Source organism: Brevibacterium marinum, assembly GCF_011927955.1.
GTDB classification, from domain to species: domain Bacteria; phylum Actinomycetota; class Actinomycetes; order Actinomycetales; family Brevibacteriaceae; genus Brevibacterium; species Brevibacterium marinum.
In genome coordinates, this window is record NZ_JAATJN010000001.1 from 896,814 (window position 1) to 918,901 (window position 22,088).

Sequence of the window (22,088 nt, forward strand, 5' to 3'; positions counted from 1 at the left end):
CTTCGGGGTATCCGCCGGGGTGGGGATCTGTGGTCCATGGGCCTCCGGCTCAGGGCGGAGGTCCATGGACGACGGTGCTACAGGTCGATGGCGACGATCGGATCGGTGGTCGGCTGCTCCGAACCGCCCTCGGGCTCCACGGTGATGCCGAACAGACTCCCCGAGCCGAAGGGTTCGTCGGCGATGGTCACCGGCTGTTCCGTCATCAGTCCGACGCTCTCGGGGCCTTCGTCACCGATCACCCACATCTGCAGGGACTTCCCGGCTGGAGCTGTGTCCACGTCACTCGAATTCAGGCGGATGAGCTGCTCGTTCTCGGATGAGAACACTGTGACTTCGCCGCCCTCGGGCAGATCGGCGGTGCTCGTTCGCAGGTCCCCGGCCTCCATCAGGCGAGTGGAGTCCTCGAGCTGCTGCTGAGTCGAGGCGAGTTTCTCCTCCATCTCACTCTGGTTCTGCTGCAGCTGCCAGGAATTCACGCCGATGACTCCAACGACGATGACCGCGGCCGCGGCAGCGACCCACGCCACCCAGGGCTGACGTTGCCGACGGTGTTCGGCCAGGTCGGCAGGAGGGGGCGGAGACGCGGACCCTGTTGTCTCCCGGCCGGCTGAGTCATGTTCGGGTGAGCTCTGCCGATCAGCACCGGGTCCGGGAGACGCCTGTCCGGACTCGCTCTGCTCGGGCTCGACCTGTCCGGACTCGCTCTGCTCGGGCTCGCTCTGCTCGGGCTCGGCCTGTGAGTGGGTCTCCGGGATGGAGAGGATCGCGTCCCGGGTGGCCGCGGAGACAGGCTCCACCGCGTCGTCCGGCGCAGAATCGGGGGCGTCTGCTGCAGTGAACAGCTCCGCATCGGATTCGGCCATGAGCGCCATGGTGTCCTCGTACGCTGCGACCTCGGAACGGAAGTCTGGGTCTGAGTCTGCGAGTGCCTGTGCCTCGGCGAGTTCGGCGTCGCTGAGACCGCCCAGGGCCAGGCCGGCAGCCAGATAGTCACGATCGGTGCTCATCGACTTGCCTCCAACTCTTCTCGCAGCTTCTTCATTCCATCGCGTATCCGCGACTTGATCGTACCGAGGGGAACTTCGAGTCCCTCCGATATCTGGGCGTGGGTCAGGCCCTGATAGAAGGCCATGACGATGGGTCTGGCCTGTTCTTCCGGCAGGATCTTCAACGCTGTCACCGTGCGATCCGATTCAGTTCTTTCGATGACCGTCTGCTCGACCTGCTCACCCGACTCGGCGGTGCTGCGCAGACCATCGGCGAAGTCGCGGTTCTGCTGGGCCGCAACGCTGCGAACGCAGTCGATGGCTCTCCTGCGACACAGGGTGACCAGCCATGCTCGACCGGTTCCACGATCGGGGTCGTAGCCTTTGCAGTGAGTCCACACCTCCGTGAAGCATTCCTGGAGGACCTCCTCGGCGAGCGATCGGCTCTTGACGATTCTCAGGATCACAGCCATGAGGATCCGGGACTGGGACACGAACAGCTCCTCGAAAGCGGCCGCGTCACCGCGGGCGATCCGGACGAGCAGAGATCCGCTGGGATCCGCCGAGGCGGGCTGCGGGTCGTCGCTCGCACGTTGGTCGCCGTCAGCGCGCGGGTCCTCGTGTATGCGCCGGTCGCTGCCCGGGGGGCCGTGTCGAAACGCAGTCGGATCATTTGAGCTCATTGACCAATCATGTCATCTGATCGGAACTTGTTCATCGATCCTCCATATCTTCGAGGAAAGCGGCGGCGGCCGGAGCCCGATCTCGACGCAGCGGATCGTTCCCCGGCCACCTCACTGTGGAGCTTCGATGTCACTTCGAAGGCATCATCACGCTGTCGACCATGTACACGGTTGCGTTGGCGGTCTTCACACCGCCGCAGACCAGTCCGGCATCGTCAAACTTCATGTCCTCGCCTTCGCCTGTGATCTCGACCTTCGAGCCCTCGACGGTCTCGTGCTCTCCGGCGATCTCATCGGGAGACATCTGTCCGGGGATGACGTGGTAGGTGAGAACCTTCGTCAGCATGTCCGAGTCCTTGGCCAGTGCGTCCAGGTCGTCCTTGGGGACGTCCGCGAAGGCATCGTCGACCGGAGCGATGACGGTGAACTCGTCCCCGTTGAGGGTGTCGACGAGGTCGACGTCCGGATTGAGCTCACCCGAGACGGCCTTGGTCAGGGTCTTGAGCATCGGGTTGTTCGACGCCGCTGTTGCGACGGGGTCCTGTGCCATGCCCTCGACGGATCCGCCGCCATCGGGATTGGCCTCGGCATAGGCGGCGCAGCCCGGGCCGACGAGGTTCGAGTCCGCCATGGAACCGTCTTCCGACTCTTCGGGAGCCTCTGAGCTGCCACCGGAATCCTCGGCCTGGGTCTCTCCGCCTCCGGATTCGGAATCGGATCCGGTGCCGGAGCAGCCGCTCAACGCCATCAGCCCGATTGCGCCGGCAGCCAGAATCGTGGTCGCGCGATTGCGAATGAGAGTTTTCATCGTTCTTCTCCTTGTGAGTGGTGGTGCATCAACAGTGGTGCTCAACAGCGCTCAGCCGTGAAGGCGTCTTCATTGCTCGCTGTGTACCTGGTATTCGCAGCCGCCGTGGTTCTGGATGGGTGATCGCGAGAATTTCTTGGAAACTGTTCGACCAAGCCGCCTTGGGCGCAGGCGGTCTGCTCGGCTCGGACATCTCGGCGCAGGCGCTGTTTTCGACCGGGGAAGCTATTCGACGCGGAACTGGATGTGGTGGTGCCCGGTCGCCGAATTGGGAATGGCTTCCCTGCGCTCCGGGGTCTGCACGTTCCCGTCGCGATCGATCGCACGGACGGTGAGGGTGTGCGACCCGGCATCGACCGTGCTGAAGTCTGCTCTCCACTGCCGCCAGGTGTCGATGTTCACCTCGTCGGCCAGCTCTGCCTCCGTCCACTGCCCGTCGTCGAGCTTCACATCGACTCGTTCGATCCCGCTTCGCTGCGCCCAGGCGGTGCCGGCGACGACCAGATCACCCGCCGGCACCTTCCCCAGCGGTTTCGGAACTTCGATTCTGGACGCGACCAGGATGGGGGCCTTGGCATCCCACCCGCGGTCGGTCCAATAGGCCGTCTTCTCATCGAAGCGGGTGACCTCGAGTTCCGTGACCCATTTGGTGGCCGAGACGAAGCCGTAGAGTCCGGGGACGACAAGGCGGGCGGGGTACCCGTGCTCGGGCGGCAGGGGACTGCCGTTCATGCCGACGGCAAGCAGCGCGTTCCGATCGTCTGAGAGTGCTTCGATCGGCGTCGAGGCCGTGAAGCCGTCGAAGGAATGGGAGAGCACCATGTCCGCGTCCCTGTGCGGTTTCGCCCGTTGCAGCAGCTCGCTGACGGGGAAGCCCAGCCACGTGGCATTGCCGACGAGGTCACCACCGACGGGATTGGAGACGCAGGTGAGCGTGATGTGGTGCTCCTCGAGGGGGAGGTCGAGAAGATCGTCCATCGACAGGGTCACCTCTGAGTCGACCATGCCGTGGATCCGCAGTGACCATTGCTGCGCATCGATGACCGGGGGAGCGAGGACCGTATCGATGCGGTAGAAGTCCTTTCGGTCGGTGACGAAGGGCGCAAGGCCCTTCACCTGAGGATGCGCCGAGGCGGGAATCGGGGGTGCTGTTTTCGCGGGCTTCGGCAGCACGAGCTTCGCAACCGCAGCACCGGCGTCCAAGGTCAGTGAAGCCACGGTCTGTCCGGCGGCCACTGCTGCTGCCCCTGCGGCGCCGATGATCCCTGTGATCGCGAAGAAGCGGCGCCGTGACGGATCTGCGGCAGGTTTCGCGCTCGATGACGCTCCAACCGGCGACGGGGAATCGGGTGGCGAGGAAGAATCGGGCAGCGACGGGGAATCGATTGTCGACGGTGAATCAGTCGTCGCCGGGGAATCGGCTGTCGCCGAGGCGCCGGGTCGAGCGACGGCAGGAAAAGTTGAGGCAGCAGCGGTATCCGTTCCGCCGGTATCCGTTCCGGGCGCAGACGTCGAAGTCGACGAATCGAGGCTGATGAGGACGCGGAAGGTCGCCATGCCGAGAGCGAGGCCGATCAGAGTCGGAAGCACGTCGAGGACCTCGGACTCGGGGCGGAGGGGGATGACGATGACGGGGACGATCCCGGCCAGGAGCAGGAGCGCTGTGGCCAGCCGGAGGCGACGAGATGCGAGCCATCCGATGAGTCCCCCGAGCACCAGAGCCCCGAGGCCCGTGGTGAGGACGAGGACGAGCTTGTCATTGTGCCCGAGAAGGTCGATGACCGGTTTGATGAGGCCCGCGGGAGCCAGCGGAATGATCGTTTGGCCTACGGCCAGCAGAGGGGCGGCCGGTGGCCCGAAGGCTCGGGCGATGAGCTCGGCGGCACCGAACAGGACGAGGGTGGCGACGACCCCGGCAAGGGCGGTGCGAAGTGGTCTTCTCATGCTCGATATTCGGAGCAGACACCGATTCGGATGGGCGATCGGGGCGTGAAGCTTCGTCCCTGGGCCTCGCTCCGTTCACAGAATTGTCAGTGAACGTGCCTTCAGGCTGACGTAGCATAGTGCAATGACTGAGAACCCAGGATACGCCGAGCCGCAGGCGCCAAGCGGAGACTCGGACGAACCCAGAAGCGCAAGTGCCCCCATCTATACGGCCAAGGTCGAGAACCTCGGCGGCACCTCGGGCGAAGTGCGTGTCGAAGACGGACTGACGCTTTCGACCGCTCCCACCTCGCACGTCGATCAGGGCAGCAACCCGGAGCAGTTCCTCGCCATGGCATGGAGCACCTGTCTGGGTGAGACCCTCAAGGTGGTGCTGGCGGTCAATGAGGTCGAGGCTCTGTCACGAGTCCGGGTCGAAGTCGACCTGCACGGTGAGTCCGCTGCGGGATACCGCTTCGTGCCCCGGGCCTACATCTCCATCGAAGGCGTTTCTGTCGAAGACGCGGAGAAGTACGCGGGGCGGGCACATGCCAGGTGCCCGATCTCGAAACTGCTCAAGGGACAGGGCAGCCCGAGCGTCGAGATCGAGGCCTACAAGAATCCGGATGATTTCCAGCTCAGCTGAGCCTGCCTCCAGCTCATGATCACGGCGCTCGCCACCACCTCGGCGAACTGATACTACAGTGGTCACCAGGCGCCGAGACTCCAGATCCGGCGTCGTCCATGCCGACCGGATGCCGCACGGCATGGGGTGAACCGCAGATGTGTCGGAAGGGGGAGCAGCCGTGGACGTTCAGGAAGCGATCTTTCTCGCGCTCGACCTCACCGGCACATTCGTCTTCGCCGTCTCGGGCGTGCTCCTGGCCGCCCGGCGGGGCTTCGACATCACCGGAGGGCTGGTTCTCGGGACGATGACCGGCATCGGCGGGGGGACGATCCGCGATGTCCTCCTCGACCGTGTGCCGAATGCACTGTCCCAACCGATCTATTTGGTTCCGCCGCTCATCGCCACGCTGCTCATCTACCTCATCGGCAAGCACGTCTCGCGTGCCCGCATCTGGATCGTGACGTTCGATGCGATCGGACTTGCCATCTTCAGCGTCACCGGCTCGACGATCGCTCTCGGCGCCGGAGCCAACTACCCGGCCGCACTGCTCATGGGTGCCCTCACCGCCTGCGGCGGCGGCCTCATGCGCGATGCGGTGGCCAGTGAGGACCCGGCGATCTTCACCGGCACCGACCTCTATCTCATTCCTGCGCTCTTCGGAGCCGGCGTCACGCTCCTCGCGCACGCGACGGGAATTCTGGGCGGTGTGGTCTCGCTGACCATCGCGGCCCTGGCCTTCGGCTTCAGGATGTTGGCCTGGAAGCTGCAGTGGCGGGTCCCGCAGCCCATGCGACAGTGGTCGTATCGAGCCACCGAGCGGAAGATGAAGAAGCTGCCCTCGGTGTTCCGCAAGCCCGACTGAGGGCGAAGTCTTCTCGGCCACCTTCCTGCTTGCATAGATGAACCTATGAGCGCAGAGGCGGACCAGAAATGGACCGAAGCTCCGGCACCTTTCCTGCAGGTGGGCTCCTGGCTCGCCGCCGATTCCGATATCGACGTGGAGCACGAGCGGTTGGCCGAGATCTGAGACGTTCGGGACTTCGCCGACGCGACATGTGCTCCGCCGCGGGGACGGTGGGCGCTGTAGAGTTCCTCCCGATTTCTATCGTCTCAGCCCTTCTCTACCCATTTGCAACTGGGATAGTCTATGTAATTGACTAAAGTTTTTTCCAATGAGGGGAGGCGCTTGCACCATGCTCGAAGGGTTCAAGCCGATCGGCAACTCGCACTCAGGGGTGCGCATCAGCGGATTGATCGCGGGCTCCGGCCCGCCGGTGCTGCTCCTGCACGGCTATCCGCAGACGAAGCACATGTGGCATCTGGTGGCACCGGCGCTGGCAAAGGACCACACTGTCGTCCTCGGAGATCTGCGCGGGTACGGTGACTCCGACAAACCGGAGCAGGAGAACGATCGCAGCACCTACTCCAAGCGTGAGATGGCTGCCGACCAACATGCCCTGATGATGTCGCTCGGATTCGAGAAGTACTCCATTGCCGGTCACGATCGGGGCGGACGAGTCGCCCACCGCTTGGGGCTCGACCACCCTGAGGCAGTCGACCGTGTTGCACTGCTTGATATCGTGCCGACTCTGCACATGTTCGACAATGTGAACCGCGCTATGGCGAGCTCCTATTTCCACTGGTTCTTCCTCGCGCTGGAGAACGGGATGCCCGAGGCTCTCATCCGGGCGGACCCCCTCACCTGGCTGCGCAGTCGTTTCGAAGGTCGCAACGCCGGGGGCAGGCAGGTTGACCCCGAGACGTATGACGAATACGCACGGTGCTTCACGAGTCCCGGAGGGGTTGAGGCTTCGACGGCCGACTATCAGTCCGCGGCAACCATCGATCTCGATCACGATCGCGCCGACCGTGATCGCGGCCGGCGCCTGATGATGCCGCTGCTCACTCTGTGGGGAGACAAGGGATACGTCGGTAGGACCTTCGATGTCGTCGAGGTGTGGAAGGACTATGCGGACGAGGTCGAAGGTGCAGCGGCCCAGTCCGATCACTACCTGGCCGAAGAAGCTCCCGAGTTCGTCGTCACCGAGCTCACGAGATTCTTCGACCCGTCCACGGCCGATGGCGGAGGGCAGGGCTCATGAACTGCACTCAAAACCGCTGCGAAGACGAGGAGAACGCCGAATCCGAGCTCGTCCGCGCACGCCTGCGGACCTTGGTCGAAATGGAATCTCCCTCCGGGCACCGGGAGGGGATCGCCGAATGCCTCTCCCTCATCAGGCATTGGGCCGGTGAGGCCCTTGGTCGGCACGGCGAGATCCGAGAGATCGACGGCGTCGACCACTTGTACTTCGAGGCCGCAGATCCCGGTGGGATACTCCTGCTCGGACACGCCGATACCGTATGGCCGGTGGGTACTCTGGGCCGGCTGCCCTTCGCCGTCGATGACGGGCGCGCTCGCGGCCCCGGCGTCTTCGACATGAAATCGGGACTCGTGGCGACCATCGGCGCCCTCGAAAGGCTGGTTGCCCAGGGGCGGCGAGGATGTGACGACATCTCGCTCCTGATCACGGGTGATGAGGAAACCGGATCGATCACCTCCCGCAGACTCATCGAAGAAGCGGCAGCGCACTCAAGCGCCGTGCTCATCCTCGAGCCGAGTCTCGACGGGGCAGTGAAGATCGCTCGACGAGGCGCCGGAATCTACCGAATCGGGCTCAAGGGGCGGGCGGCGCACGCGGGTCTCGAACCCGAAAAGGGCGCTAACGCTCTCGCGGAGATGGCGTCGGTCCTTCAGCGACTCGCACTCCACTCGGATGAGTCGCTCGGCACGACGGTGTCGCCGACATTCGCCACAGCCGGCACCGCCGTGAACACCATTCCGGAACTCGCCGAGGTGGCCTTCGACGTTCGTGCCTGGTCCCTCGACGAACTCGAACGCGTCGACGCCGCCTTCCGGTCGACTCTCCCGAGGAATCCCGAGATCGCTCTGACCTTGGGCGGGGGCATCAACCGGCCGCCCCTTGAACGTGAGCACGCGGAGGCACTCCACCTCCTTGCCCGACAGGTCGCAGAGGACCTCGGTCAGACACCGCTCGACGGTGTCGAGGTCGGAGGCGCATCCGATGGCAACTTCACAGCGTCGCTCGGCACCCCGACCCTCGACGGGCTCGGGCCGCTGGGAGACGGAGCGCATGCCGAACACGAATGGGCGGATCTCGAATCGATCATCGAACGGGCCGATCTCGTCGCAGAGCTCATCCGACGCATTCGCAGGCACGACTCAGACCACACCATGAAAGCCGAAGGTGAGAAGCAATGACCACACAACACGACGCCACAGCATCGAGCAACGGGCGTGAGACATCGAACTGGGAGGCGCGATTCAACACCCCATACCTGCACACGGTGAGACCAGCGATGGGGAACCCGCACACAGCTCTCGTCATCGAAAACCATCGCCATGGGGTCAGGGGGCGACTCCTCGCACCCGAGGCAGGCAGCAGCAGATCTGTGCTCTCCGACATCCTCCCGGTCGACGTGAACTTCGAATCGTTCCTGTCACCCGACGCTCGCTGGGTCGTCTCCCTCGATGACGGCGGAGGTTCCGAGGTCGGCGGACTCCTGGCCCGATCGGTCGACGGTGCCGAAAGCGTTCATCTGACCCCGGACCGTGAGCCCTACGTCATCAGGGGGATGGAATTCTCCACCGATGGGTCGACGCTTCTCGCCACCATCGTCGACGATGAGGGGTTTCACCTGCTGTCGGTGCCCGCGCATCCCTGGGGCGAGGCGGCGGTGATCTGGTCCTCACGGAACGAGGCCTGGTACGGACACGTCTCTGCCGATGCGAGCCTGTTCTGCGTCGACTCGACGAATCACAACCCCGGTTGGCGTCGGACCGCAGTCACCGTCGTCGACGCGCTCTCTGGCGAGGAGATCGCCGTGTGCAACGACATGGTCGACGGCGGACCCGTCCGTGCCGTTCGCTTCTCCCCGCTGGCGGGCGACGACCGGCTGCTGCTGAGCACAGAGAAGAGCGGCTTCGCCAGGCCCGCGCTGTGGTCACCGTCCGCTGGGGAGCGAACAGACTACCCCCTCCCCGCCCTTGCCGGCGAGGTGCTCCCGCTCGATTGGGACCCAGGCCATTCCCAGATCCTCTCGCTGCACGTGGACGCAGGCATTCATCGCCTTCTGCTCCTCGACACCGACACCGGGGAGCTGTCCGTCGTGCGCCAGGGCACCGGCAGCTACGCCGCCCCCGATGTGGCCGCAGAGTTCGCATACAGCGCGCAGTCCTACCTTGACCAGACCGGCGGAGTATTCATCTTCGAACAGTCGTGGAACACTCCTCCGGCGCTCATCGGCATCGACCACGACGGCGAATCGAGCGTCGTCATCGCTGCCCCCGAGCTGCCCGCAGGTGTGCCGCTCAACTCTGAACTCGTCACCAGTGCCGATGGCACACCAGTCCAATTGTGGTGGGCGATCCCAGCAGGTGAGGTACGGGGCACGATCCTATCGATCCACGGCGGGCCCAATCTGGTCACCACCGACCACTATGCTCCAGAGGCGCAGGCGTGGCTGGCGGAGGGCTTCGCCTTCGCTTCGCTGAACTATCGGGGCTCAGTGACGTTCGGCAGGGAATTCAGAGAAGGCTTCTGGACCGGGTACGGCGACCGCGAAATCGCCGATATACGAGCGGTGATGGACCGACTGCGGGAACTCGGTGTGGCCGCTCCGGGATCGTCGTTCGTCACCGGCGCCTCCTACGGTGGTCACCTCACTCTGCTGTCGATGGGCAGATTGCCCGAATACTTCGCCGGAGGCTTCGCCGTGGTTGCGATGGCCGACTGGGCCACTGCATTCGAGGAGATGAACGCCGCACTCAGACCAGTGTGGGAGAAGGTGCTGGCCAACGGTGAGCTGAGCTTCGAGGAAGCATGTGCGAAGCTTTCGTCCACGAGCTACGTCGATCAGGTGCAGGGGTCCGTCGTGCTGTTTCAGGGGGCGCGTGACTCTCGCACCCCGCCCGCTCAGGCGAGGAACTACATCGAGAAGCTGCGAGCCAGCGGAGGCGACGTCTCGATCGAATGGTTCGATGCCGGCCATTCACCTGCGGGTCTGGCCATCGAACACGAATGGCTGGAGCGTGAGCTGGGGTTCGTCGCGCTCACCGAGTCATCAACGAGGTGGTCCGACAAGCCCGGGGGGTGACCGGAACTCAGCTGCCGTTCGTCTCCGCTGCGTCCCTGGGCTGCGGCTGCGAGTCATCTTCGCCATCGGGTTTGCTCTCCGCAAGTGCCTCAAGGCCCCTGATGAGGACTTCGAGACCGGTGTCGAACGTGCTGGCGTCCCCGATGCCCAGAGGAGGTTGGCCCGCCGCAGCGATGGCCGGATAGTCCTCGGGGTCGAGGCGTTCGAACTGCATCCTCCAGGCCAATTCGTCCTCCCGCTGCACCTGCTCCGGAAGGCAGTGGGAGGCAGCCTCGATGCTTGAGAGTGCGCGAACATAGTTGCCGAATACGCGTTGGTACCTGAGTGCGTCTGTGTGGTTGAATCCGGCATCGAGGAATGCCGCGAGGGTGTACTCCATATTGCTGAACTCGCGAGGCATTCGCGTGGTCCTGGAGGCCATCTGCTGGGCGAGCTGAGGATAGCGCAGGTAGTGTTCGTGGACGACCCGGGCGGCAATCCGCAGATTCTCCCTCCAGTCTCCAGTGGGTACGAGGGCCCCGAGGTAGGAACGGTCGCGCAGGGAGTCGATGAGCGCGAGGACGAGTTCGTCCTTGTCCTTGAAGTGTCGGTACATCGACGTCGGGTGAGCGCCGAGTTCAGCTCCCAGGGATTGGAATGTCAGCCCGTCGAGGCCGTCGCGCTCGGCAATCATCTCAGCGGCGTCGAGGATGACAGTGCGGTTGAGGGAATCCCGCTTACGCCTCGTGCGGGCCGGTGCGTCGGGCGCCGAACGACGTGCGCCGTCCTCGGATGTGCCGGGGTTCGTCAAGGTACTCCCATCGTCGTGTGTGTCCTCAAGGATAACGGCAGTCGGCATGAACGCGAAGATCACTTGCCCAATAGATAGTCATTTCTATTGACTAAGACTATTGCTATCTCCTTGTTCCGGGATTAATCTGTTGCTACGACATGGCGCCGCAAGGGCCAAGGCCATGGTGGAAAGGAACTTCAATGACGAGTTTCACCCGACCGCGACGTAGGACACGCCTTCGCGCAGCGGCCGCCGGTCTCGCGCTCGCACTCGGCCTCACTGCGTGCTCGAACGGCGACGGCGGTCTCGACCAGAACATCTCGGACGACGAGCAGATCGTCATCGGGGCCGAACAGGAACCCGACTGCGCGGACTGGATCGCCACGTGTGCCGCAAACATCTGGGGTTCCTACACGATGCGGATCCCCACTCTCCCGCGCGCTTTCGAGTCCCGGAAGAACGATGGATCCTGGGAGCTCGTCCCCTCCGATCTCCTGACCGGTGAACCGAGCGTGGCCATCACCGACGACGGGAAGCAGACGATCACGTATCGGATCAATCCCGAAGCTCAATGGTCCGATGGAGAACCCATCACCGGCGAGGACTTCGTGTACACCGGCCTTCAGATCCGGGACGGCGATGACATCTTCGACAAGAGCGGGTACTCGCTCATCGAATCGATCGACGCTCCGAATGAGAGGACCGCAGTCGTCACGCTCAAGACCTCGACCGGCTCATGGAAGAAGCTCTTCAGCGGCGACTACTCTGTTCTCCCCAGTCACATCCTCAAGGGCGAGGACCGCGCCGAGGTGATGAAGGACGGCTACGACTTCTCCGGTGGCCCCTGGAAGATCGAGTCCTGGGTCAAAGGCGTCTCGGTGACACTGGTGCCCAATGACAACTACTGGGGCGAGAAGCCGAAGCTCAAGAAGGTCACCTTTCAGTTCATCACCGATACCGCGGCCGCCTTCCTCGCACTCAAGAGCGGTCAGGTCCAAGCGCTGTATCCGACACCCCAGCTCGACGCGATGAGCCAGATCAAGGCCGGGGTTCCGAACACGAACATCGACGTCGATACAGATTCCGGAAACCTGGAGGCCCTGTGGATCAACAATGCGGCCTTTCCCTTCGACAGCAAGGCGGTGCGACAGGCCTTCGCCTATTCGATCGACAGGCCTGCGATCGTTGAACGACTCTACGGACAGATCGGGGTCGAGCAGGTGCAACAGAGCTTCCTCACCCCACTCAACGGCATCTACGCCCGAGAGGATTTCTCCCGATACACCAAAGACCTCGAGAAGGTCGACGAACTCATGACGGACGACGGGTGGCGCAGGAATGGGGAGGGAATCTGGGAGAAGAACGGGAAGCCAGCCGAGTTCCGCATCACCACACAGTCAGGTAACCAACGGCGAGAACTGGCCGAACAGATCCTCCAGAAGCAGGCAGGCGAGGCCGGTTTCTCCATGAAGATCGCCAATGTTGCAGGCGCCGATCTGTTCTCGAGCGTCGCTCCCGAAGGGGACTTCGAAGTCGGAATGTGGACGATCATCGACACCGTCCCAGAGCCCGATCTCGGCTCCTCATTCAGGTCGGACGCCATCCCCGGTGAAGACAACGGGTTCTCGGGCATCAATTTCACCCGAGCGAAGATCTCAGGAGCCGACGGACTCCTCAACACCGTTGCCCGCACGACGAACGATAAGGAACGGATCAAGAAGTCCCATGCAGCGGAGAAGCTGATCGCCGAGGCTGTTCCCGGAATCCCGATCGACACGGTGCCGAATATCGTCATGACCAGCGACAGGGTCGAGGGGCCGGTCGAGATCAACCCCGCAGAAGGCCCCTTCTGGAACCTGGAGGAGTGGACCCTTGATTGAGACCTTCGCCTTCGACGCCACGACGATCGTTGCCGGCATCGAGCTCGACTGTCCGGGAACCGCAGACGACGGGATATCACCATGATTACCTATGCGCTGCGCCGACTGGCCTACTCGATCCCTGTCATCCTCATCGCCTCGTTCCTGCTCTTCTGGGCTGTCCGTCGGGCCTTCGACCCGCTGAGCAAGCTCCGGTTGAACCAGGACCCCACTGCGATCGCCCGAGAGACCGAACGGCTGGGTCTCGACAAACCCATCCCGGAGCAGTATCTCCTCTGGTTCAAGGGCTTCGTGGCAGGGGACTGGGGGACCAGCACGCGCACCGGCCGCGACGTTGTCGACATGATCGCCGGTGCTGCCGGGCCGACCATCCAGCTCATCTTCTGGGGAGTCCTCCTCGGTGCGATCGTTGCGATAGCGGTCGGGACGTATTCGGCGGTCAAACAGTACAGTGCAGCCGACTACGTGTTCACCGGCGTGTCCTACATCGGGATCGCCCTGCCCGCATTCTGGTTCGGGCTTCTGCTCATCCAGATATTCGGGGTGTGGCCGGTGCAGATATGGAACTTGGCCGAGCCGCCGCTGTACTTCGTGGGACTTCACTCGGTGGGCCATTCCGATTTCGGGGACTACCTGCGCCACCTCGCCCTTCCCGTGGTGACGATGACGATCACTCTCGTCGCCAGTTGGAGCAGGTACGGGCGAGCCTCGATGCTTGACTCCCTCACCAGCGACTATGTGCGCACGGCGAGGGCAAAAGGGGTGCCGAAGCGGCAGGTCGTCATCAACCACGCCCTCCGTAACTCCCTGGCCCCCTTCGTCACCGTGGTGTTTCTCGACGCGGGCATCCTTCTCGGTGGACTCGTCGTCACCGAACAGATCTTCTCGATCCCAGGAATGGGAAAGCTCCTGCTCGATTCCCTGCTCGCCGGCGACGCCCAGCTGCTGTTGCCGTGGATGATGCTCGTCGCCGTCATCATCGTCGTCTTCAATCTTCTGGCGGATCTCTGCTATGCCTACCTCGACCCGAGAGTGAAATTGTCATGAGAGCACAGTCAGCGGCCGCATCCGGCAATACCACCAGGTCGTTCGTCGGCCAATGGGCCCTCTTCCGACGTCGGTTCCTCCGACACAAGCTTGCCGTCAGCGGCCTCGTGGTGCTGGCGGTCCTCGTCGTCGCCTGTTTCGGGGCTCCGTGGATCGCCCCATTCCAGGAGAATCACCAGGACCTCATCACCGGATCCACCGGCCCTAGTGCGGTGCACTGGCTGGGAACGGACCAACTCGGCCGAGACTTCCTCAGTCAACTGCTCTACGCCGGGCGGATCTCGATGTCGGTCGGCCTCGGTGTGGGTCTGCTCTCGACCATTGTGGGAGTGCTCCTCGGTTCCCTGGCCGGATACTTCGGCGGCTGGGCGGATGAACTCATCATGCGCCTCGTCGACCTCTTCCTCGTCGTCCCGCCGATCGCGATCCTCGCTCTCCTACTCCAGGGGTTCGGCAGCTCGTCGGTGACGATCGTGCTGGCTCTGAGCGCGCTGGGCTGGACCGTCATCGCACGTGTTGCGAGGTCTCAGGTGCTGTCTTTGCGGGAGAAGGAGTTCGTCGACGCGGCGATCGTGCTCGGAGCCTCTCCCATACGAGTGATCCTGAGACACATGATCCCCAACCTCGCCGGAGTCATCGCCGTGAACGTCTCCCTCGCAGTAGCCGCGGCGATCATCACGGAATCGACCCTGAGCTTCCTCGGATTCGGTGTCCAACCCCCGGACTCCAGCTGGGGCAACATGCTCAGCCAGGCCGCCGGTCTGCTCGGCACCCCGCAGGTGCATCTGCTGCTCTACCCCGGCCTGCTCATACTGATCACGGTTCTGTCGGTGAACTTCATCGGCGACGGACTCCGTGACGCCCTCGACCCACAGACGAAACGATGAGGCCCACGATGACACTCAATCAACAGCCACTGCTCACGGTCGACAACCTCGGCGTCGTCTTCTCGACGGACAACGGTCCAGTCACCTCGGTCGAGGGACTGAGCTTCGAACTGAATGCGAACGAGACCCTCGGCGTGGTCGGCGAATCCGGCTCAGGAAAGTCCATCACCTCAATGGCGATCATGGGACTGCTTCCGCGCACCGCCACCGTGACGGGATCGATCAGGTTCCGCGGAGAGGAGCTGCTGACCAAGACCGACGATCAGCTGCGGGAGCTGCGCGGACGACGGATCTCCATGGTCTTCCAGGACGCGCTCGCCGCACTCAATCCGGTGAAGTCAGTGGGCAGTCAGCTCATGGAGGCAGTGCGCGTCCACTCGTCGGGCCGAAGCCGCCAGGAGATGCGGGCCAGGGCGATCGAACTCCTCGACATCGTCGGGATTCCGACTCCGGAGCAGCGTGTCGACCAGTTCCCCCACGAATTCTCCGGGGGAATGCGCCAGCGCATCATGATCGCCATGAGCATCGCCAACGATCCGGATGTGCTCATCGCCGACGAGCCGACCACAGCCCTCGACGTCACTGTCCAAGCGCAAGTGCTCGACGTGCTGCGTCGGGTTCAGGAACGGACCAACTCGGCCCTCCTGCTCATCACCCACGATCTGGGCGTGGTCGCAGGGCTCGCCGACAGGGTCCTCGTGATGTACTCGGGGAGGAAGGTTGAGGAGGCCGACGTCGAGGATGTGTTCTACCGTCCTTCCCACCCGTACACACTGGATCTGCTGGCCGCGATGCCCCGACTCGACGGCAATCCGGGCGATTCGCGCCTGTACTCGATCCCCGGGGCTCCTCCGGATCCGACCGAACTTCCGCCGGGCTGCCGGTTCGCGCCCAGGTGTCGGTACGCGATGCTCGGCACGTGCGATCAGACTCCCATTCCCGAACGTTTCATCACCGATCGCCATGTGGCGGCCTGCCTGAGGATCGACGAGGTCGCCGCCGTTCGACAGGAGGCGTCCTCATGAGGAGCACACTCGAAGCCATCGATGTCGTCAAGGAGTACCCGGTTCGCTCGGGTCTCTTCCGCAGACGCAACGGCACGGTTCACGCGCTCTCGGGGGTCAGCCTCGAGGTGCCGAAGGGAAAGACGCTCGGCATCGTCGGTGAGTCCGGCTGCGGAAAGTCCACGCTGGGGCGCTCGATCGTCCGGCTCCACGACATCGACAGCGGCAGCATCCGCTTGGACGGCCAGTCCGTCGAATCGACCACCGGCCAGGACCTGCGCTCGCTGCGGCGACGAGTGCAGATGGTGTTCCAGGATCCCTATGCCTCCCTCAACCCGCGGCTGACGATCGGCAGCGCCATCATCGAAGCCCTCGAGATCCACGGGTTGGCGGCCGGCCACCGTTCAGAACGGGCGCAGGAACTTATGGAGATGGTGGGCCTACGTCCCGAGTTCGTCCAGCGCTACCCGCACGAATTCTCCGGTGGTCAGAGGCAGCGCATCGGCATCGCCCGCGCACTCGCCGTCGAACCCGAGGTGATCGTGCTCGACGAACCGGTCAGTGCTCTCGACGTCAGTGTGCAGGCCGGCGTCCTCAACCAACTCAAGGAGCTCCAGGACCTGCTCGGACTCACCTACGTATTCATCGCCCATGATCTCTCCGTCGTGAGATATCTCAGCGACGAGGTGGCCGTGATGTACTTCGGCACGATCGTCGAGTCCGCGCCGACGGGCCGGCTGTTCGCAGCACCCGAGCATCCGTATACTCAGGCGCTGCTGTCCGCAGTCCCGATCCCCGATCCGATCGTCGAGCGGAGCAGAGAGCGGATCACCCTCAGCGGTGAAGTGCCGAGCTCTCTGAACCCTCCGAGCGGATGCCGGTTCCGAACCCGGTGCTGGAAGGCCACCGAACGCTGTGCCACCGAGGTTCCGCTTCTGCGTACGATGGCAGACGGGACCCGAGCGGCCTGTCATCATCCCGAATCGGAAACTCAGAGCCCAACCGACCCCACCGACGGTCAGAGAACGGAAGCAGGTGCTCAATGAGCTCACAGAAGTCGATCGCAGCCATCCCCGGCGACGGAATCGGGCAGGAAGTGGTTCCAGAGGGGCGTCGGGTGCTGCAGGCAGTCTCACAGAAACACGGGATCGATCTCGAATTCGCCGATTTCGACTTCGCGAGTGCCGACTACTACCAGGCTCATGGAACCATGCTGCCCGAGGACTGGTTCGACAGTCTGCGCGGCTTCGACGCGATCTTCTTCGGGGCCGTCGGCTGGCCGGACGTCGTACCCGACCACGTCTCTCTATGGGGCAGCCTGCTGCAATTCAGGAGGTCTTTCGACCAGTACATCAACCTCAGGCCGTGCCGTCTGCTGCCCGGTGTGAAGAGCCCGTTGTCCGGTTACGGGCCAGGTGACGTCGACTTCTACGTGGTGCGGGAGAACACCGAGGGCGAGTACTCGTCGATCGGCGGAAAGATGTTCGAGGGCACCGACCGGGAGATTGTCGTCCAGGAGACCGTGATGACTCGGACAGGTGTCGACAGGGTGCTCAAGTTCGCCTTCGATCTGGCCCGTTCCCGGCCGAATCAGCACCTCACCTCGGCGACGAAGAGTAACGGAATCTCGATCACGATGCCCTACTGGGACGAACGCGTGAAGGTCATGTCCGAGGGCTACCCGGACGTGGTCTGGGACCAGTTCCACATTGACATCCTCACAGCCAACTTCGTTCTCAAACCGAACAATTTCGACGTCGTCGTCGCGAGCAATCTCTTCGGCGACATCCTCTCCGATCTGGGACCGGCCTGCACAGGAACCATCGGGGTGGCACCGAGTGCGAACATCAACCCGGAGGGATCCTTCCCGAGCCTGTTCGAACCGGTGCACGGTTCGGCTCCTGATATTGCCGGCCAAGGCATCGCCAACCCGATCGGCCAGATCTGGTCGGGCGCGATGATGCTTGACCACCTCGGCGAAACCGGGGCGAGCACGGATGTGCTCGAGGCAATCGAATCGGTGTTGAGCAGCGGGGACGCGAGCGTTCTCACCCCAGATCTGGGAGGTCGGGGCACGACTTCATCACTGGGTGAGGCGATCGCATCGACGATCGTGTCACAGGACTGATGCTTGACGACACACGTGCAGTGACCGTCGATCGGTGTTGGCCGATGCGCTGAGGCTCAGTCGCGGCGGATGCTGAAGTCCACGTTCGTCGGGTGTTCGACCGTACGGGAGACCGTGCAGTACTTGTCGTGGGAGAGGCCGACGAGCTTCTCGATGCGCGCATCGGCCTTGCGACCGTCCTCGTCGTCGGGGAATGCGAGGTCGAAGTCGAGGTGGACGTTGTCCACCCGAGACGCGCCGTCCTCGTCGATCTTGTCGGCCCGGGCCGAGACATCGAAGCGCGTCGGCTCGGTGTGCCGGCTGGTCACGGTGTCGACGTCGATCGAGGAGCATCCGGCGACGGCTGCCAGCAGCAGCTCCACCGGTGTCATCAGGCCCTCGCCGCGGCCGAATTCGATGCTCGCCCCGCTCGGCGCAGTGGCACGGTAGTGGTTCTCGGCGAGCCTGGTCAGTTCGATGCTGCGTGTGTCTTCACTCATGGCCTCATCATGTCAGGAAACGATGAGTGTCGACTGGGCAATGGCAACGGCTCAGTCGTCTTGGTCGGGTGCTGCGAAATCGACCTCGGCGGCTTCCAAGACCCGAGCGGTCCGACCCGGACCCGACTCGAAGGTCCAGTAGAGGTTCGTGTGCGAGATGACCTGCTCCGGCGGCGGGGCACCCCAATCGCTGAGATCCTCGGTCGTGTGGGCGTCCGAAACCAGCGTGACATCGTAGCCGCGGGCGAATCCGCCGTGGATCGTCGACCTCACGCATGCATCGGACTGGGCGCCGGTGACGACGAGATGGCCGACGTCTTCGGACGCGAGAACGTCCTCGAAGTTCGTGTCCTCGAAGGCACTGCCGTGGGTCTTCTCGATGATCGCCTCACCGACGGCCGGGGAGAGCGAATCGACGATCTGCCACTGCGGTGACCCCGAGGGCATTTCCCGTGCGGAGTGTCTGACCCAGATGACCTCGGTGCCCTCGGCACGGGCCTTCTCAACCAGATCGGAGATCCTTTCGACCACCTCGTCGGAGTTCCAGGATGCGGCCATCACTCCGGTCTGGACGTCGATGACGAGGAGGGCGGTGTTCTCACGTGCAGAAGCCGGCGGCAGCGCTTCGGCGGCGGGCGATTGTGCTGTGGTGGTGCTCGGTGCAGCGGATGTGCCGGTCGACATCTGATCCTCCTCGATCATCTCCATCCTGCTCCGCTGCGCTCGTCGAAGCAATAGCCGGTCGCCTTCCCGAGCCAATTGCCAGCGAACCTGATCGGGCCGAGGCAGAGCCACCTCGGCGATATCCGGTTCCACGGTTCGGAACTTCGCCCCTGCTGACCGAGCAGTGATGCCAGAATGGGGCGGGTGAGCGAGACCCGAGACGATTCTGCCGAACATCCGCGCCGATTCAGCGTGCTGCGCAGCTGGAAGACGGCACCGTACCTTGTCGGATCCGGCATGGGGATGATGGGCGACAACATCGAACACGTCATCACCTACTGGGTGCTGTGGCAGAAGTTCGAGTCGCCGGCCCTCGTCGGATTCCAACTCATCAGCCATTGGCTGCCGTTCCTGCTCCTGTCCGTCTATGCCGGATCTCTGGCCGAACGCTTCGACTGCCGACGGCTCATCCAGATCGGGCAGGTCATGTTCATGGTCGTGTCCCTGTGCTGGGGCATCCTGTTCCTCACCGACTCCCTGCAGCTGTGGCAGGCCTGCGTCCTCCTCGTCATCCACGGTCTCGCGGGTTGTCTGTGGGGACCGGCCGAGCAGATGATGCTCCACGACTTCGTCGACCGCTCCGAGCTGCCGAGTGCGGTGCGCCTGAACGCCACCTTCCGCAGCCTGGGCATCCTGTTCGGGCCCGTCGTCGGATCCGCACTGCTGCTCTTCTTCGGCCCGACCTGGGGCATCTTCATCAACATCGTCTTCTACCTGCCCCTCACGCTCTTCCTCATGCGCACCCCGTACACGGGGCACATTCGCAGCGGCGGGATCCGCACGACGAGGACCACGCTGTTGCAGTCGCTGCGTGTCCTCATCGATGTCCGCCACAACAGGTCGATCGTCGGTATGCTGCTGCTCGCGGCGCTCGCCTCGATCACGATCGGTGCGGTCCTCCAGACGTCCATGCCCGTCTTCTCCGGCATTCTCGCCGGGCCCGGCGGGGACAGCGATTCCGCGTACGGAATGCTGCTCTTCGCGATGGGCGCAGGCGGCGTCCTCGGCGGCTTCCTCCTCGAGGCCACCGGATGGGTGCGTCCCACCCCTGCAGCCGCGGCGGTGGCCGCAGCCGGGCTCGGAGCTTCGTCGATCGTGTTCGCATTCACCTCGCACCTGTGGCTGGCGATCGTCGTGCTCGTCATCGCGGGAGTCTCGAAGATCACCGCCGAATCGACCGAGATGGCGATCATCCAGCTCGAAGCCCCGCAGGAGATCCGCGGTCGGGTCATCGGGTCCTATGCGACCTTCGGTCCCGGGATGCAGACATTCTCCGGGGTCACCGTCGGTGTGCTCGGCACGATCGCGACGATCCCGCAGGCCGTGACGATCGGCGGGGCAGTCCTGGCCATCGGCGCGATCGCCATCGGGGCATATGCGGTTGGCGGGCGCCGTCAGGCGTGACTTGGCGCGTTCAGCAACCTGGCGGTCTCTGAGCAACCCCACGACGGGTTGCTGAGTGACCGACACCGGTGTCTGGAGATCGGCAACGGCGAGCGGCGCGCAGAGCAGTCGCGTGCAGCGGGGTCGACGGAGCTCAGGTCACGGCGCCGCGAACCTTGTGCTGCGGGGCGTCCCAGGTGCGATCGTCGAGGATGTCGCGCAGAGCCTCGACTGTGTCCCACACCTCGGTGAAGCCGATGTAGAGCGGCGTCAGGCCGAAGCGCAGCACTTCAGGCTCCCGATAGTCGCCGATGATTCCGCGCTCGATCAGGGCGCTCATGATGGCAAACCCCTCGGGGTGCGTGATCGACACCTGGGAGCCGCGATGGGAATGCTCTCGCGGGGTGACTATCTCGACGGGATGATCGGCCAGGCGAGACTCGACGAGGTCGATGAACAGATCGGACAGCTGCAGGGACTTCGTCCGCACCGCTGACATGTCGACGCGATTGAAGATGTCGAGCCCCAGCTCGGCCACCGACATCGAGATGATGCCCTGCGTGCCGGTGAGGTAGCGGCGGATGCCCTCGGCCGGAGCATAGTCCGGTGACATCTCGAAGGGCTTCGCGTGGCCCCACCACCCGGAGAGCGGCTGCGTGAAACGGTTCTGCAGCGCTTCGGAGACCCAGATGAACGCCGGTGAGCCGGGTCCCCCGTTGAGGAACTTGTAGGTGCAGCCGATCGCCATGTCCGCGCCCGATCCGGCCAGGTCGATCTCCAGTGCACCGGCCGAATGGCACAGGTCCCAGATCACGAGTGCGCCACCCGCATGGATCGCCGAGGTGGTGCTGTCCATGTCGAAGAGCCGACCCGTGCGGTAGTTCACGTGGGTGAGGACGACCAGGGCCACCTCGGCGGTCATGGTGTTCGGGAAGCCGGCGGTCACCTCGGCGTCATCGACAAGACGCACCTCGTAGCCGTTGCCGAGCTGCTTGGCCAAGCCCTGGAGCATGTAGATGTCGGAGGGGAAGTTCTCCCGCTGGGTGAGGATGACGCGGCGGTCCGGTGAGTCGGCGGCCTGCATCTTCAGCGCCGCCGAGGCCGCCTTGAACAGGTTGATCGAGGTGGTGTCGGTGACGACGGTGCTGCCGGCCCCGCCGCCGACGATACCGGCGACCTTCTCGCCCAGAGTCGCCGGCAGGTCGAACCAGCCGGCGCTGTTCCAGGAGCGGATGAGCCCGGTGCCCCACTCGTCTTCGATGACTTCCTGGGCGCGTTCGGCCGCGCCCTTGGTCCGTGGCCCGAGCGAGTTCCCGTCGAGGTAGATCGTGTCCGGGGGCAAGATGAATTCGTCTCTGAAATCGCGCAGCGGATCCTCGGCATCGATGCGCTCGCAAGCGGGTCGATCGAGTGTGGTGCTGAGTTCGGGATTCGTCATGGGTCACCTTCATCGGGACGGAGCTGTCGGCGGCTGATCACCTCAAAGGTTACCCACCTGGCGGACATTATCGGCTGTATCCGACCAGGCAGCGGAAACGAGGAGTGATCTTTGTGGTGAATTCGGAGTTGATCGTCGATC

20 protein-coding genes are annotated in these 22,088 nt (G+C 63.9%); 12 read left to right on the top strand and 8 right to left on the bottom strand.

What is annotated here, in order from left to right:
- Nucleotides 1-77: 77 nt before the first annotated feature.
- The 4 genes from BKA07_RS03910 to BKA07_RS03925 form a co-directional block, all read right to left on the bottom strand.
- A complete protein-coding gene (locus BKA07_RS03910) occupies nucleotides 78-1,010 on the bottom strand; it encodes an anti-sigma factor (protein ID WP_167949738.1) in 933 nt (310 codons plus the stop codon).
- The gene (locus tag BKA07_RS03915) at nucleotides 1,007-1,672 is read right to left on the bottom strand and encodes a sigma-70 family RNA polymerase sigma factor (RefSeq protein ID WP_167949739.1); all 666 of its coding nucleotides are present in this window, start codon (nucleotides 1,670-1,672) and stop codon (nucleotides 1,007-1,009) included. Before BKA07_RS03915 ends, BKA07_RS03910 begins: the two co-directional genes overlap by 4 nt.
- 130 nt (nucleotides 1,673-1,802) lie before the next feature.
- Entirely contained in the window at nucleotides 1,803-2,480 is a 678-nt protein-coding gene (locus BKA07_RS03920; RefSeq protein ID WP_245161828.1) for a fasciclin domain-containing protein, read from the bottom strand.
- Between the two features lie 225 nt (nucleotides 2,481-2,705).
- Nucleotides 2,706-4,424 (bottom strand): molybdopterin-dependent oxidoreductase, encoded by a 1,719-nt coding sequence (locus BKA07_RS03925; RefSeq protein WP_167949740.1) that lies wholly within the window; start codon nucleotides 4,422-4,424, stop codon nucleotides 2,706-2,708.
- Between the two features lie 124 nt (nucleotides 4,425-4,548).
- On the opposite strand from BKA07_RS03925, the gene BKA07_RS03930 reads away from it, so the two are divergent.
- The 5 genes from BKA07_RS03930 (at nucleotide 4,549) to BKA07_RS03950 (ending at nucleotide 10,206) form a co-directional block, all read left to right on the top strand.
- Entirely contained in the window at nucleotides 4,549-5,049 is a 501-nt protein-coding gene (locus tag BKA07_RS03930) for an OsmC family protein (protein ID WP_167949741.1), read from the top strand.
- Nucleotides 5,050-5,209: 160 nt separating this feature from the next.
- The gene (locus tag BKA07_RS03935) at nucleotides 5,210-5,893 is read left to right on the top strand and encodes a TRIC cation channel family protein (RefSeq protein ID WP_167949742.1); all 684 of its coding nucleotides are present in this window, start codon (nucleotides 5,210-5,212) and stop codon (nucleotides 5,891-5,893) included.
- Between the two features lie 310 nt (nucleotides 5,894-6,203).
- Nucleotides 6,204-7,133, top strand: coding sequence for an alpha/beta fold hydrolase (locus BKA07_RS03940; RefSeq protein ID WP_209043853.1), 930 nt, complete (start codon nucleotides 6,204-6,206; stop codon nucleotides 7,131-7,133).
- Nucleotides 7,130-8,311 (top strand): M20 family metallopeptidase, encoded by a 1,182-nt coding sequence (locus BKA07_RS03945; RefSeq protein WP_167949743.1) that lies wholly within the window; start codon nucleotides 7,130-7,132, stop codon nucleotides 8,309-8,311. Before BKA07_RS03940 ends, BKA07_RS03945 begins: the two co-directional genes overlap by 4 nt.
- Nucleotides 8,308-10,206 (top strand): prolyl oligopeptidase family serine peptidase, encoded by a 1,899-nt coding sequence (locus BKA07_RS03950; RefSeq protein WP_167949744.1) that lies wholly within the window; start codon nucleotides 8,308-8,310, stop codon nucleotides 10,204-10,206. Before BKA07_RS03945 ends, BKA07_RS03950 begins: the two co-directional genes overlap by 4 nt.
- Nucleotides 10,207-10,213: 7 nt before the next feature.
- On the opposite strand, the gene BKA07_RS03955 is transcribed toward BKA07_RS03950, so the two are convergent.
- Nucleotides 10,214-11,044: a TetR/AcrR family transcriptional regulator gene (locus tag BKA07_RS03955; RefSeq protein WP_167949745.1), complete on the bottom strand. Its 831-nt coding sequence runs from the start codon at nucleotides 11,042-11,044 to the stop codon at nucleotides 10,214-10,216.
- Nucleotides 11,045-11,178: 134 nt separating this feature from the next.
- Between BKA07_RS03955 and BKA07_RS03960 the strand changes: the two genes are divergently transcribed.
- The 6 genes from BKA07_RS03960 to BKA07_RS03985 all read left to right on the top strand — a co-directional run bounded on the left by BKA07_RS03960 (nucleotide 11,179) and on the right by BKA07_RS03985 (nucleotide 17,924).
- Nucleotides 11,179-12,858, top strand: coding sequence for an ABC transporter substrate-binding protein (locus tag BKA07_RS03960; RefSeq protein WP_167949746.1), 1,680 nt, complete (start codon nucleotides 11,179-11,181; stop codon nucleotides 12,856-12,858).
- A gap of 81 nt (nucleotides 12,859-12,939) precedes the next feature.
- A complete protein-coding gene (locus BKA07_RS03965) occupies nucleotides 12,940-13,905 on the top strand; it encodes an ABC transporter permease (RefSeq protein ID WP_167949747.1) in 966 nt (321 codons plus the stop codon).
- Nucleotides 13,902-14,792 carry an ABC transporter permease gene (locus BKA07_RS03970; RefSeq protein WP_167949748.1) on the top strand — a complete coding sequence of 297 codons (891 nt, stop codon included), beginning with the start codon at nucleotides 13,902-13,904 and terminating at the stop codon, nucleotides 14,790-14,792. The genes BKA07_RS03965 and BKA07_RS03970 overlap by 4 nt, the downstream gene beginning before the upstream one ends.
- Nucleotides 14,793-14,800: 8 nt before the next feature.
- Nucleotides 14,801-15,817 (top strand): ABC transporter ATP-binding protein, encoded by a 1,017-nt coding sequence (locus BKA07_RS03975; protein WP_167949749.1) that lies wholly within the window; start codon nucleotides 14,801-14,803, stop codon nucleotides 15,815-15,817.
- Nucleotides 15,814-16,842, top strand: coding sequence for an ABC transporter ATP-binding protein (locus BKA07_RS03980; RefSeq protein WP_167949750.1), 1,029 nt, complete (start codon nucleotides 15,814-15,816; stop codon nucleotides 16,840-16,842). The genes BKA07_RS03975 and BKA07_RS03980 overlap by 4 nt, the downstream gene beginning before the upstream one ends.
- A complete protein-coding gene (locus BKA07_RS03985; protein ID WP_167949751.1) occupies nucleotides 16,839-17,924 on the top strand; it encodes a tartrate dehydrogenase in 1,086 nt (361 codons plus the stop codon). The genes BKA07_RS03980 and BKA07_RS03985 overlap by 4 nt, the downstream gene beginning before the upstream one ends.
- Before the next feature lie 56 nt (nucleotides 17,925-17,980).
- Here the strand turns inward: BKA07_RS03985 and BKA07_RS03990 are convergent, their stop codons facing one another.
- Both BKA07_RS03990 and BKA07_RS03995 read right to left on the bottom strand, forming a co-directional pair.
- On the bottom strand, nucleotides 17,981-18,403 hold the full coding sequence (locus BKA07_RS03990) for an OsmC family protein (protein WP_167949752.1): 423 nt from the start codon (nucleotides 18,401-18,403) through the stop codon (nucleotides 17,981-17,983).
- Nucleotides 18,404-18,454: 51 nt separating this feature from the next.
- Nucleotides 18,455-19,087 (bottom strand): cysteine hydrolase family protein, encoded by a 633-nt coding sequence (locus BKA07_RS03995; RefSeq protein WP_245161829.1) that lies wholly within the window; start codon nucleotides 19,085-19,087, stop codon nucleotides 18,455-18,457.
- Nucleotides 19,088-19,261: 174 nt separating this feature from the next.
- On the opposite strand from BKA07_RS03995, the gene BKA07_RS04000 reads away from it, so the two are divergent.
- Complete coding sequence (locus BKA07_RS04000) at nucleotides 19,262-20,530, top strand: MFS transporter (protein ID WP_209043855.1); 1,269 nt, start codon at nucleotides 19,262-19,264, stop codon at nucleotides 20,528-20,530.
- 133 nt (nucleotides 20,531-20,663) lie between these two features.
- Here BKA07_RS04000 and kynU read toward each other — a convergent pair whose 3' ends face one another.
- Nucleotides 20,664-21,947 carry a kynureninase gene (kynU, locus tag BKA07_RS04005; protein WP_167949754.1) on the bottom strand — a complete coding sequence of 428 codons (1,284 nt, stop codon included), beginning with the start codon at nucleotides 21,945-21,947 and terminating at the stop codon, nucleotides 20,664-20,666.
- Between the last annotated feature and the right edge of the window lie 141 nt (nucleotides 21,948-22,088).